General features: G+C 60.1%; 11 protein-coding genes. 5 read left to right on the top strand and 6 right to left on the bottom strand.

The features are described 5' to 3' along the window. Window positions 1–28: 28 nt before the first annotated feature. The gene (locus tag ACZ9IM_RS20885) at window positions 29–1,027 is read left to right on the top strand and encodes a glutathione S-transferase family protein (protein WP_476224865.1); all 999 of its coding nucleotides are present in this window, start codon (window positions 29–31) and stop codon (window positions 1,025–1,027) included. A 169-nt stretch (window positions 1,028–1,196) separates the two neighbouring features. On the opposite strand, the gene cysG is transcribed toward ACZ9IM_RS20885, so the two are convergent. From cysG to ACZ9IM_RS20855, 6 genes are all read right to left on the bottom strand, one after another. Next, window positions 1,197–2,591: a siroheme synthase CysG gene (gene cysG, locus ACZ9IM_RS20880; protein WP_427622866.1), complete on the bottom strand. Its 1,395-nt coding sequence runs from the start codon at window positions 2,589–2,591 to the stop codon at window positions 1,197–1,199. Further along, window positions 2,592–3,872 (bottom strand): serine--tRNA ligase, encoded by a 1,281-nt coding sequence (serS, locus tag ACZ9IM_RS20875; RefSeq protein WP_427622867.1) that lies wholly within the window; start codon window positions 3,870–3,872, stop codon window positions 2,592–2,594. Between the two features lie 15 nt (window positions 3,873–3,887). After that, a complete protein-coding gene (gene crcB / locus ACZ9IM_RS20870) occupies window positions 3,888–4,262 on the bottom strand; it encodes a fluoride efflux transporter CrcB (protein WP_008008558.1) in 375 nt (124 codons plus the stop codon). Then, window positions 4,262–5,584 (bottom strand): replication-associated recombination protein A, encoded by a 1,323-nt coding sequence (locus ACZ9IM_RS20865; protein ID WP_008068335.1) that lies wholly within the window; start codon window positions 5,582–5,584, stop codon window positions 4,262–4,264. Before ACZ9IM_RS20865 ends, crcB begins: the two co-directional genes overlap by 1 nt. Before the next feature lie 172 nt (window positions 5,585–5,756). After that, window positions 5,757–6,380, bottom strand: a complete 624-nt coding sequence (lolA, locus tag ACZ9IM_RS20860) for an outer membrane lipoprotein periplasmic chaperone LolA (RefSeq protein ID WP_007904916.1) — start codon at window positions 6,378–6,380, stop codon at window positions 5,757–5,759. 68 nt (window positions 6,381–6,448) lie between these two features. Next, the gene (locus ACZ9IM_RS20855; RefSeq protein WP_032830114.1) at window positions 6,449–8,854 is read right to left on the bottom strand and encodes a DNA translocase FtsK; all 2,406 of its coding nucleotides are present in this window, start codon (window positions 8,852–8,854) and stop codon (window positions 6,449–6,451) included. 306 nt (window positions 8,855–9,160) lie between these two features. Here ACZ9IM_RS20855 and trxB point away from each other — a divergent pair, with 306 nt between their 5' ends. The 4 genes from trxB to infA all read left to right on the top strand — a co-directional run bounded on the left by trxB (window position 9,161) and on the right by infA (window position 12,140). Then, entirely contained in the window at window positions 9,161–10,120 is a 960-nt protein-coding gene (gene trxB, locus ACZ9IM_RS20850; protein ID WP_008068332.1) for a thioredoxin-disulfide reductase, read from the top strand. Window positions 10,121–10,187: 67 nt separating this feature from the next. Continuing rightward, complete coding sequence (gene aat / locus ACZ9IM_RS20845; protein WP_476224864.1) at window positions 10,188–10,868, top strand: leucyl/phenylalanyl-tRNA--protein transferase; 681 nt, start codon at window positions 10,188–10,190, stop codon at window positions 10,866–10,868. Window positions 10,869–10,955: 87 nt separating this feature from the next. Then, window positions 10,956–11,663, top strand: a complete 708-nt coding sequence (locus ACZ9IM_RS20840) for an arginyltransferase (protein ID WP_476224863.1) — start codon at window positions 10,956–10,958, stop codon at window positions 11,661–11,663. Window positions 11,664–11,921: 258 nt separating this feature from the next. Beyond that, entirely contained in the window at window positions 11,922–12,140 is a 219-nt protein-coding gene (gene infA, locus ACZ9IM_RS20835) for a translation initiation factor IF-1 (RefSeq protein WP_002553999.1), read from the top strand. The last annotated feature ends 185 nt before the right edge of the window (window positions 12,141–12,325 follow it).

Below are 12,325 nucleotides of genomic sequence, written 5' to 3'. Positions count from 1 at the left end.
AACGCTTATCGGTTGAGGAGTTTTGAACATGGGTTTGTTAGTCGAAGGCCGCTGGCAAGATCAGTGGTATGAAAGCAAGGACGGCACGTTCCAGCGTGAACAGGCGCAGCGTCGCCACTGGCTGACCGCCGACGGCAAGCCAGGGCCGACCGGCGGCGGTGGTTTTGCCGCCGAGGCCGGTCGCTATCATCTCTACGTCTCCCTCGCCTGCCCGTGGGCCCATCGCACGCTGATCCTGCGCAAACTCAAAGGCCTCGAAAATCTGATCGACGTGTCGATAGTCAGTTGGTTGATGCTGGAAAACGGCTGGACCTTTGACAAGAACCTGGGCTCGACCGGCGACAAGCTCGATCACTTCAATTTCATGCACCAGCGCTACACCGCCGATACTGCCGACTACACCGGCCGCGTCACGGTGCCGGTGCTGTGGGACAAACAGACAAATCGCATCGTCAACAATGAGTCGGCGGAGATCATCCGCATGTTCAACAGCGCTTTTGATGAGCTGACCGGCAATGACCTGGATTTCTACCCGGCGCCCTTGCGAAACGATATCGACGCCATGAACGAGCGGATTTATCCGGCGGTAAACAACGGCGTGTACCGCGCCGGATTTGCCACCTCGCAGCAGGCTTATGAAGAAGCGTTCGACGAACTGTTTGGTGAGCTGGATCGGCTAGAGCAATTGCTGGGCGCGAACCGGTACCTTACGGGTGAATACCTGACGGAAGCGGATATTCGGCTGTTCACTACGCTGATTCGTTTCGATGCGGTGTACTTCGGACACTTCAAGTGCAACCTGCGGCGGATTGCCGATTATCCGAATCTGTCGAACTGGCTACGGGAGATTTATCAGTGGCCGGGGATAGCCGAAACGGTGAGTTTTGAGCACATCAAGAATCACTACTACGGTAGCCACAAGACCATCAATCCAACCGGGATCGTGCCTAAAGGGCCGGCGCAGGATTTCACTGCAGCTCATGATCGGGAGCGGTTGAAGGGGAAAGGGGTTTGGCGCAAGGCCTGACAGAACACTGAAACCTGAAAATGATCACGATCAACTGTGGCGAGGGGGCTTGCCCCCGTTCGGCTGCGAAGCAGTCGCAAACCGGCGGACGCGGACTTTCAGTGAGACCCCGTACGACGCTTTCAGGGCCGCTACGCGCCCCAACGGGGGCAAGCCCCCTCGCCACAAATCAGACCTGCCCCTGAGCCCCTTCAAACCACGCCAGTTTCTCGCGCAGTTGCACCACTTCCCCGACGATCACCAGCGTCGGCGCATGTACTTCATGCTCCGCCACCAGCCGTGGAAGGTCGGCCAGGGTGCCGGTAAACACCCGCTGATTGACCGTGGTGCCCTGCTGGATCAACGCCGCCGGGGTATCGGCCGCGCGACCGTGCTTGATCAACTGCTCGCAGATGATCGGCAGGCCCACCAGCCCCATGTAAAACACCAAGGTTTGCGCCGGCGCGACCAGGTCGGCCCACGGCAAATCGGTGGAACCGTCCTTGAGGTGCCCGGTGACAAACCGCACCGACTGCGCGTAATCGCGGTGAGTCAGTGGAATCCCGGCATAGGCCGCGCAACCACTGGCAGCGGTAATACCCGGAACGACCTGGAACGGAATGCCATGGGCCGCCAGTTCTTCGATCTCTTCACCGCCGCGCCCGAAAATGAACGGATCGCCGCCCTTCAAGCGCACCACGCGCTTGCCGGCCTTGGCCAGATCCACCAGATGCTGGTTGATCTGCTCCTGAGGCACGGCGTGATCGGCGCGGCGCTTGCCGACGTAGACTCGCTCGGCATCGCGACGGCACAAATCCAGAATCGCCGGCGCTACCAAACGGTCATACAGCACCACATCGGCTTGCTGCATCAGACGCAAGGCGCGGAAGGTCAACAGGTCGGGATCACCCGGCCCGGCACCCACCAGATAAACCTCGCCGGTAGCGACAGGCGCTTCGCCATTGATTTTCGCCAGCATCAAGCGCTCGGCCTCGGCGCCCTGCCCGGCCAGTTGCCGGTCGGCAATCGGGCCCTGGAATACATCCTCCCAGAACGCCCGGCGCTGTTGCACATCCGGAAACAGGCCTTTGACCTGAGTGCGGAAACGCGCCGCCAGACCAGCCAGTTGCCCGTAGGTGGAAGGAATCCAGGTTTCCAGCTTGGCGCGAATCAACCGCGCCAGCACCGGCGCATCGCCGCCGCTGGACACCGCGATGATCAACGGAGAACGATCGACGATCGCCGGGAAGATCACGCTGCACAGGGCAGGCGCGTCCACCACGTTGACCGGCACGCAACGCCGATGAGCATCGGCGGAGACTTGCGCGTTCAGCGGTTCGTCGTCGGTGGCGGCGATGATCAGCCCGCAACCGTCCAGATCCGCCTCGACGTAGCCACGCACCAGGCACTCGCCACCGCTGCCGACCACTAGCTCGCGCAGTTGCGGTTCGATTTGCGGTGCAACCACCCGCAGCAGCGCACCGGCTTCGGCCAGCAGGCGGGATTTGCGCAAGGCAATCTCCCCTCCGCCGACGACCAATACACGACTGCCGCGAAGGTTATGAAACAGCGGCAGATAGTCCATTTAGCCGATGACCTCAAGGCCACCCATGTACGGCTTGAGCACCTCAGGCACACGGATCGAACCGTCGGCCTGCTGGTAGTTCTCGAGCACCGCCACCAGGGTACGACCGACCGCCAGGCCGGAACCGTTCAGGGTGTGGACCAGCTCAGGCTTGCCGGTTTCCGGGTTGCGGAAACGCGCTTGCATGCGGCGGGCCTGGAAATCGCCGCAGTTGGAGCACGACGAAATTTCGCGGTATTTGTCCTGGCTTGGAATCCACACTTCCAGGTCGTAGGTCTTGACCGCGCTGAAGCCCATGTCGCCCGTGCACAGCGCCAGGGTGCGATACGGAAGTTCCAGCAGTTGCAGGACTTTTTCGGCGTTGGCAGTCAGGCCTTCCAGCGCTTCCATCGAGGTCGATGGTTCAACGATCTGCACCATCTCGACCTTGTCGAACTGGTGCTGACGGATCATGCCGCGAGTATCGCGACCCGATGCACCGGCCTCGCTGCGGAAGCACGGCGTGTGCGCCACGAACTTGATCGGCAGCAGTTTCGAATCGACGATTTCGCCGGCGACGATGTTGGTCAGCGACACTTCAGCGGTCGGGATCAGGTACAGATCGGCTTCGCCTTCGCGGCTGATCTTGAACAGGTCTTCTTCGAATTTCGGCAGCTGACCGGTGCCCTGCAACGCAGGCGCCTGCACCAGGTACGGGGTGTAAGCCTCTTCGTAACCGTGTTCGTTAATGTGCAGGTTGATCATGAACTGCGCCAGCGCACGGTGCAGACGGGCGATCGGGCCGCGCAGCAGGGCGAAACGGGCGCCGGACAGCTTGGCGGCGGTTTCGAAGTCCAGCCAGCCGAACTTCTCGCCCAGGGCCACGTGGTCCTGAACCGGGAAATCGAAGGCCTTAGGCGTGCCCCAGCGGCGCACTTCAACGTTGCCTTCTTCGTCATCGCCGACCGGCACCGATTCGTGCGGCAGGTTCGGAATACCCAGCAGGATCGAATCCAGCTCGGTCTGGATCGCGTCCAGCTCGACTTTACCGGCGCTCAACTCACCCGCCATGCGCTCGACGTCCGCCATCAACGGCGCGATGTCTTCGCCGCGCTGCTTGGCCTGACCGATGGACTTGGAGCGCGCGTTACGTTCAGCCTGCAGAGCTTCGGTGCGGGTCTGGACGGTCTTGCGCTGTTCTTCCAGCGCTTCGATGCGCGCAACATCCAGAGCATAGCCACGGGATGCCAGGCGGTCCGCTACGTCCTGAAGGTTGCTACGTAACAGTTTGGAATCGAGCATGTCGGTTTCTCGTTATCAAAGTTTGGTCAAGGACAGGCCAGCCCAGGTGGCGAGCAGCCCGCCGAATACGCTGATGACCGCATAGCCCAGGGCCAGCGGCACTTGCCCGGTTTCCAGCAGGCGCACCGTATCCAGTGAAAAGGATGAAAAAGTCGTCAGCCCCCCGAGGAAGCCGACCATCAACCCGGCGCGCACCGCAAACGGTACCTCCGGGCGAATCAAAAACAGACCGTATAGAACGCCGATCAGCAAACAGCCCACGATATTAACGGCCAGCGTCGCGGTATAGAAGTGCCGCGGCCAATTCGCGTTGATCCAGTTACCGGTGGCGAAGCGCAATAGCGTGCCGGCGACACCGCCGACAGAAACGGCAACGATCAATGGAATCACTATTTTCTCCGCTGCCGGGGGCTTAGACGATCAAGCTGCGCGAGGTGATTAAGCTTTTCGCCGATTTTCAGTTCCAGGCCGCGGGGCACGGGCTGATAAAACCGTTGCGGTTCGAGCTCGTCCGGAAAGTAGTCTTCGCCAGCGGCGTAGGCATCCGGTTCATCGTGGGCATAACGGTATTCATCGCCATAACCCAATTGCTTCATCAACTTGGTCGGCGCATTGCGCAAGTGCAGCGGCACTTCGAGCGAACCGTGTTCGGTGGCGCTACGTATCGCGGCTTTAAAGCCCATGTACACCGCATTGCTTTTCGGCGCGCAGGCCAGATACGTAATGGCCTGGGCCACTGCCAACTCACCTTCGGGGCTGCCGAGCCGCTCCTGCACTTCCCACGCCGCCAGGCACAGGCTCAGGGCGCGAGGGTCGGCGTTGCCGATGTCTTCGCTGGCCATGCGCACCACGCGCCGGGCCAGGTACAGCGGGTCGCAACCGCCGTCGATCATCCGCGCGAACCAGTACAGCGCGCCATCGGGATTGGAACCGCGCACCGACTTATGCAGCGCGGAGATCTGGTCGTAGAAGGCTTCGCCGCCCTTGTCGAAGCGCCGACGGGTGTCACCGAGCAGACTTTGCAGCAGATCGACGCCGATTTCACTGTTGTCTTCGGCCAGGTCCGAGGCGTTTTCCAGCAGGTTGAGCAGACGCCGGCCATCGCCATCGGCGGCGGACAACAGCATCTGGAAACCTTCATCGCTGAGGGTCAGTTGCCGCTTGCCCAGCCCACGCTCTTCGGTCAGCGCGCGATGCACCAGTTTGCGCAGGGCCGCTTCGTCGAGGCTTTTGAGCACATAGACGCGAGCCCGGGACAGGAGCGCGTTATTGAGTTCGAACGAGGGGTTTTCGGTGGTTGCGCCGATGAAAATCAGCGTGCCGTCTTCAACGTATGGCAGGAACGCATCCTGCTGGGACTTGTTGAAGCGGTGCACTTCGTCGACGAACAGGATGGTGCGTTTACCGTACTGCCCGGCCTGCTGCTTGGCGACTTCCACCGCCTGGCGGATTTCCTTCACGCCGGCCAGTACTGCCGAAACCGTTTCGAAGTGCGCATCGGAAACTTCCGCGAGCAGCCGCGCCAACGTGGTTTTACCCACCCCCGGCGGCCCCCAGAAAATCATCGAATGCAGGGCACCCTGCTCCAGGGCTTCGCGCAAAGGCTTGCCGCGAGCGAGCAGGTGTTCCTGACCGACGTACTCGTCCAGATTGGTCGCGCGCAGGCGTGCGGCCAAGGGCTGAGCAATCGGGGCGCTGCGAAACAGGTCCATCACGTGCGGTTGAAACCTCGTTTTTTTACGTAGTTCTCAAGTCTGGCAAAATCCTGTGGCGAGGGAGCTTGCTCCCGCTGGACTGCGCAGCAGTCCCATTTTGGGGGTGCTGCGCGCCCCAGCGGGAGCAAGCTCCCTCGCCACACAAGCCCGCTCCCACAGGTTATGCGTCTTACTCCTGGATCACGTCCGCCCCTTTAGGGATGTCGAACTTGAATTTGGACGCCGGAATCGGCTCGTTGGCCTTCACGCCGGTGAACAGGATATTGGTGCGCTGACCGACGCTATCAATCAGTTGCATGTCATTGACCAGACCGTTGCGGAACGACAGACGCAGGCTGTCGAACAGGGTGTCTTTGGTTTTCGGCTTCAGGGTGAAGTCGATCACGCCGCCGGCTTCCTTGGCACTGATGTCGAAGCTCTGGCTGATCTTGGACACGTCACCGGACAACAGCAGGGCCGGAGTCTGGGTCAGGCGCTGGTCGAGGGTCTTGATGGTGACCTGCTCCAGGTCCGGGTCCCACAGGGAAACCTTCTTGCCATCGGACACCATCAGTTGCTCTTGCGGCGCATCGGTGTGCCAGTAGAACAGGCCCGGGCGCTGCAAGGACATTTGACCGGCGGTTTCCTGCAACTGGGTGCCGCTGCCATCAAGAGTCAGCTGGGAGAAACGCGCGGTCAGGGTCTGGGATTTTTCCAGCAGTTGAGTCAGACGCGCCACGTCCTTGTCATCGGCGTGGGCCGAGAGCGTGGTCAAAGCCAGTACCGGCAGCAGCAACATGCGGATAAGACGCATGGGAGTCCTCATAAACATTCGTGGGAGTGCGGGCGGCGTCTCAAGACACCGCCCCTTTCAAAACCGGATCAGTCGCGCACCGGGCCAGGGGCCAGGACTTCACGCGAACCGTTGGTGTTCATGGATGTTACGACCCCGGCCATTTCCATGGCTTCGATCATGCGCGCCGCGCGGTTGTAGCCGATTTTCAGCTTGCGCTGAACCGCAGAGATGGACGCACGACGGCTTTCCAGGACGAACTGCACTGCTTCGTCGTAGAGCGCATCGGTTTCGGCATCATCGTCACCGCCACCGCCGCCGTTTTCAAAGCCGCTACCGGGCTCTTCGACACCGGCGAGGATGTCGTCGTTGTATTCCGGCGCACCGCGCAGTTTCCAGGCTTCAACCACCCGGTGAACCTCGTCATCGGACACGAACGCGCCGTGAACACGAATCGGCAGACTGGTGCCCGGCGGCATGTACAACATATCACCGTGGCCCAGCAGTTGTTCGGCGCCGCCCTGGTCGATGATGGTCCGCGAATCGATCTTGCTCGATACCTGGAACGCCATACGGGTCGGAATGTTCGCCTTGATCAGACCGGTGATCACGTCCACCGACGGACGCTGGGTCGCGAGGATCAAGTGGATACCGGCCGCACGGGCCTTCTGGGCGATACGGGCGATCAGCTCTTCAACCTTCTTGCCGACGATCATCATCATGTCGGCGAATTCGTCGACGACCACGACGATGGTCGGCAGTTTTTGCAGCAGGGGTGCCTCGTCGTGGATGCTTTCGCGCTTGTACAACGGATCGCTCAACGGCTCGCCGGCGTCCTGGGCTTCCTTGACCTTGGCGTTGAAGCCCGAGAGGTTACGCACGCCCATTTTCGCCATCAGCTTGTAGCGCCGTTCCATCTCGGCGACGCTCCAGCGCAAGGCGTTGGCGGCGTCCTTCATGTCGGTGACCACCGGACACAGCAGGTGCGGAATGCCTTCGTAGATCGACAGCTCAAGCATTTTCGGGTCGATCATGATCAGCTTGGCGTCTTCCGGGCCAGACTTGAACAGAATCGACAGGATCATCGCGTTCACACCCACCGACTTACCGGAACCGGTCGTACCGGCCACCAGCAAGTGCGGCATTTTCGCCAGGTCGGTGATGACCGGCTTGCCGCCGATATCATGACCCAGGGCCAGGGTGACCGGGGACTTGAAGTTATCGTACTCGGGGGTCGACAAGACCTCGGAGAACCGCACGATCTGCCGGTCTTCGTTAGGAATCTCGATACCGACCGTGGTCTTGCCCGGAATCACTTCCACGACACGCACGCTGGTCACGGCCAGGGAACGGGCCAGGTCTTTCGCCAGGTTGGAGATGCGGCTGACTTTGACGCCGGCCGCTGGCTGGATTTCGTAACGGGTAATGACCGGGCCCGGGTGAATCGAATCCACCGAGACCTCGACGCCGAATTCCTTGAGCTTGATTTCCAGCAAGTGGCCGACGGCCGCGAGGGATTCAGGCGAATAATTGAGTTGTTTCTTTTCCGCGGGGTCGAGAATCGAGATCGGTGGCAAGGTGCCTTCCACGGCGCTGTCGACGAACAACGGCGCCTGTTTCTCTTTTTCCACGCGCTTGCTGGGAGCTGCCGGTTTGGGCGGAGCCGGGGCAATCACCGGAGGTACCTGCTTCTCGCGTTCGGACATGTGCTTGCTCAGGGCTTGCTCACGCTCGATCAGGCGCTCCTTGACCTTGGCCTGCTCGCGTTTGTCGGTGACGGTCGGCGCGACCACGTCATGCACGCGATCATCGACCTCACGCAACTGGGCAACCAGTTGCTTGCGTTCGACACGGGCCGCCCACCAGCGATTGGCCGCGCCCTGAAACAGTTCGAACAGATCAAGGGTGATCTTGCCGGTGACGTCCATCACCTTGAACCACGACAGGTCGGTGAACACTGTCAGGCCGAACAGGAACAGCGCGATGAACAATAGCGTGCTGCCCTGGATATTCAGCGCGTTCCGGGCCAGATCGCCGAGGCTTTCGCCCAAAGCGCCGCCCGCGCCGGCCGGCAGACCGGTCGCCGCATGGAAATGGATGTGGGCCAGCGCTGCACCCGACAGCACCAGAAACACCAGGCCGATCAGGCGCCAGGAGAACAACCAGCCGCTCCACTGCCACGGCTCATGGCGCTGGCGGAAGATCTGATACGCCTTGATCGCCAGCAGCAACGGGAAAATGTAGGCGAAGTAACCCAGGACCATGAACAGGATGTCGGCGCTGTAAGAGCCGGCCGGCCCGCCGAAGTTCTGCACATCGTCGATCTTGCTGTTATGGCTCCAGCCCGGATCGTCTTTGCCATAGGTCAACAAAGCCATCATCAGGAACAGGCACAAGGCGCCGATGGCGATCAATGCACCTTCCTTGAGCCGGTAGTGCAATTGCTGGCGCCAGAGCGGGACGACTGTTTTAGGTGCTGCGGTGGATTTCTTCAAAACGCTTCTTTTCCTGCGCCCATGGCGCGTCCATCTGTTGAATGACTATAAAAACTGCCCAATCCAGGCAGGTAAAAAAGTTAACAGGCGCAACTGGGACTACTTTTAACACTGCGCCCCGGTTTTTCGAAATACGGCACGCACCGCTTTTTTGATACAAACACTGTTACAAGCGAGCATTGTACGGGTTTGTTCACCCGATGCCATGCTTGAGACCCTTGGGTGCAGCATAGCCAACAGCACAGTAGGCGCGGTCCAATTTGAGCATGCATTCTCTTTTGTGACAAAGGCTTATGAGGTGTTTTTATGACTGAAGCGAAGCATTCCCGCCTGATCATTCTGGGTTCCGGACCCGCCGGTTACAGCGCAGCCGTTTATGCCGCTCGCGCCAACCTCAAACCCGTTGTCATCACCGGCATACAGGCAGGTGGCCAGCTGACCACCACCGTCGAAGTCGACAACTGGCCCGGCGACGTCGAAGGCCTGACCGGCCCGGTACTGATGGAACGCATGCAAAAACACGCCGAACGCTTCGACACAGAGATCGTTTACGACCACATCCATACGGCCAAGTTGCAACAGCGCCCGTTCGAGCTTATCGGCGACAGCGGCACCTACACCTGCGATGCGCTGATTATCGCCACCGGCGCTTCGGCCCAATACCTGGGGCTGCCATCGGAAGAAGCCTTTGCCGGCAAAGGAGTTTCGGCCTGCGCCACCTGCGATGGCTTCTTTTACCGCAACCAGGTGGTCGCGGTGGTCGGCGGAGGTAACACGGCCGTGGAAGAAGCGCTGTACCTGTCGAATATCGCCAAGGAAGTTCATTTGATTCACCGTCGCGACAAATTGCGTTCGGAGAAGATCCTCCAGGACAAGCTCTTCGAAAAAGCCGCCAACGGCAATATCCGCCTGCATTGGAACCAGAATCTGGACGAAGTATTGGGCGATGCCAGCGGCGTGACCGGTGCCCGCCTGCGGCACAGCCATACGGGCGAAACCAATGACTTGCCGCTGGCCGGCGTATTCATCGCCATTGGCCACAAGCCCAATACCGACCTGTTCCAGGGCCAGCTGAAAATGCGCGACGGTTATCTGCTGATCAAGGGCGGCAGCGAAGGTGATGCCACTGCCACGGACATTGCAGGCGTGTTCGCCGCCGGTGACGTGGCCGATCATATTTACCGTCAGGCGGTGACGTCCGCCGGGGCCGGCTGCATGGCCGCGCTGGATGCCGAGAAGTATCTCGATGACATCCCCACCGTTTGACGGTTAACCTGCGCAAGGCGGGCTCAACGGCCCGCTACCGCCCTCCCCTTCTGCAAGCCCGGATGCCATGCTGACTTGGTTACAACGCAACACCCTGACCTTCCCGCCGCTGGAAAAAGCCATGCGCGACCCCAACGGGCTGCTGGCCGCGGGCGGCGATCTGTCCGCCGATCGTCTGATTCAAGCCTATCGTCACGGCTGCTTCCCGTGGTTCTCGCAGGGCCAGCCGATTCTCTGGTGGTCGCCGGACCCGCGCACGGTACTGTTTCCCGACGAACTGCATGTCTCCCGTAGTTTGAACAAACTGCTGCGCCAACAGCGCTATCAAGTGACCTTCGATCGGGATTTTGCCGCGGTCATCCGCGCCTGCGCCGCACCGCGCGAATACGCTGACGGCACCTGGATCACCCAAGAGATGCAGGATGCCTACGTCGAACTGCACAGGCGTGGTTATGCCCATTCAGTGGAGGTCTGGGACGATGGCGTGCTGGTCGGCGGGCTCTACGGCCTGGCTATGGGGCAGTTATTTTTTGGCGAATCTATGTTCAGCCGCGCCGACAACGCTTCCAAGTATGGCTTCGCCACCTTGGTGCGACACCTGAAAGACTCGGGTTTTGTGCTGATCGACTGCCAGATGCCTACCGATCATCTGCACAGCCTGGGCGCCCGAGCGATTCCCCGCCGCGAATTTGCCGGCTACCTTGCGCGGCACCTGGATCAACCGGGCCGCGCCACTTGGGTTTGCTGAGCGACATTGGCGCGTGTGGCTTACACTTAATGCGGGGAAACTCATTGAGAGCGCCCCCTAATCAAAAGCTTATCCCGAGGGTTGATCATGACCGAGTTGGCGCGTTTGAAGTTTTATGCCACTCAGCCCCACTCTTGCAGCTATCTGCCCGAGGAGCAGGCCACGACGCTGTTCCTCGACCCTAGTCAGCCCATGGATGTGCATGTCTATGCAGACCTGTCGGAAATGGGTTTTCGTCGCAGTGGCGATCATCTCTACCGGCCTCATTGCCAGCATTGCAATGCGTGCGTACCGGCGCGCATTCCTGTGGCGCAATTTACCCCCAACCGTCAGCAGAAACGCATTGTCAAACGCAATGCCGACTTACAGGTGCGTCCGGCCAGACCAAAGTTCAGCGAAGAGTACTTCGACCTTTATCAGCGCTACATCGAACAACGTCATGCCGACGGCGATATGTATCCGCCGAGCCGCGACCAGTTTTCGACCTTCCTGGTACGTGATCTGCCATTCTCCCGTTTCTACGAATTTCGTCTCGAAGGCCGCCTGCTGGCCGTGGCCGTCACTGACTTGCTGCCCAACGGCCTGTCGGCGGTCTACACCTTCTATGAAGCTGCGGAGGAGCGTCGTAGCCTGGGGCGCTATGCAATCCTCTGGCAAATCGGCGAGGCCCGACGCCTGGGGCTGGAAGCCGTCTATCTCGGCTACTGGATCAAAAACTGCAAAAAAATGAGCTACAAGACCCAATATCGCCCTATCGAACTGCTGATTAATCAACGTTGGGTCATCCTGAGCTAGTGCCCTGTCTCGCAAATACTGTTCCTTTTTGACGGCGTCTGTTGTCATCATGCTGCGTTGCCGCTCCTTGCCATAGCGGGCTATGACTCGTCGCGGCGCCTTGCCTGACGACAACAGCCACTCGCCAAAAGAGGAACGTATTTGTGAGACAGGACACTAACCCCTTGGCTTAAACCCCATTTTTCGGGCACAATGCACGCCGCTTTTGCCTGGCGCAGTTGCACCGGGCCATTCATTGGACACCGAGGGCTTTACTGCATGTCGAAAGAAGACAGCTTCGAAATGGAAGGCACTGTCGTCGACACCCTGCCCAACACCATGTTTCGTGTGGAGTTGGAAAATGGGCACGTCGTAACCGCGCATATCTCCGGCAAGATGCGCAAGAACTACATCCGTATTCTTACCGGCGACAAAGTGCGCGTCGAGCTGACGCCCTATGACTTGAGCAAAGGGCGCATCACCTACCGCGCTCGCTAATCAAGTCAATACAAAACGCCCGGCTATGCCGGGCGTTTTTGTTTGTGCGTGAATGCGGATCGTTCCCACGCTCTGCGTGGGAATGCCTCAACGGACGCTCTGCGTTCGGCTTTTGAAGGGACGCGGAGCGTCCCGGGCTGCATTCCCACGCGGAGCGTGGGAACGATCATGGCAGACAGCAAAAA

The sequence above is a fragment of the Pseudomonas sp. TE12508 genome (assembly GCF_056279485.1).
Note: the sequence above shows the minus strand (reverse complement) of the source record. Positions and strands in the feature narration are given on the sequence as shown.

Coding starts and splice junctions, on each gene's coding strand:
- cysG (WP_427622866.1), bottom strand. CDS start 2,591: ATGGACTATCTGCCGCTGTTTCATAACCTTCGCGGCAGTCGTGTATTG.
- infA (WP_002553999.1), top strand. CDS start 11,922: ATGTCGAAAGAAGACAGCTTCGAAATGGAAGGCACTGTCGTCGACACC.
- lolA (WP_007904916.1), bottom strand. CDS start 6,380: ATGCGTCTTATCCGCATGTTGCTGCTGCCGGTACTGGCTTTGACCACG.
- trxB (WP_008068332.1), top strand. CDS start 9,161: ATGACTGAAGCGAAGCATTCCCGCCTGATCATTCTGGGTTCCGGACCC.
- serS (WP_427622867.1), bottom strand. CDS start 3,872: ATGCTCGATTCCAAACTGTTACGTAGCAACCTTCAGGACGTAGCGGAC.
- aat (WP_476224864.1), top strand. CDS start 10,188: ATGCTGACTTGGTTACAACGCAACACCCTGACCTTCCCGCCGCTGGAA.
- ACZ9IM_RS20840 (WP_476224863.1), top strand. CDS start 10,956: ATGACCGAGTTGGCGCGTTTGAAGTTTTATGCCACTCAGCCCCACTCT.
- ACZ9IM_RS20885 (WP_476224865.1), top strand. CDS start 29: ATGGGTTTGTTAGTCGAAGGCCGCTGGCAAGATCAGTGGTATGAAAGC.
- ACZ9IM_RS20865 (WP_008068335.1), bottom strand. CDS start 5,584: ATGGACCTGTTTCGCAGCGCCCCGATTGCTCAGCCCTTGGCCGCACGC.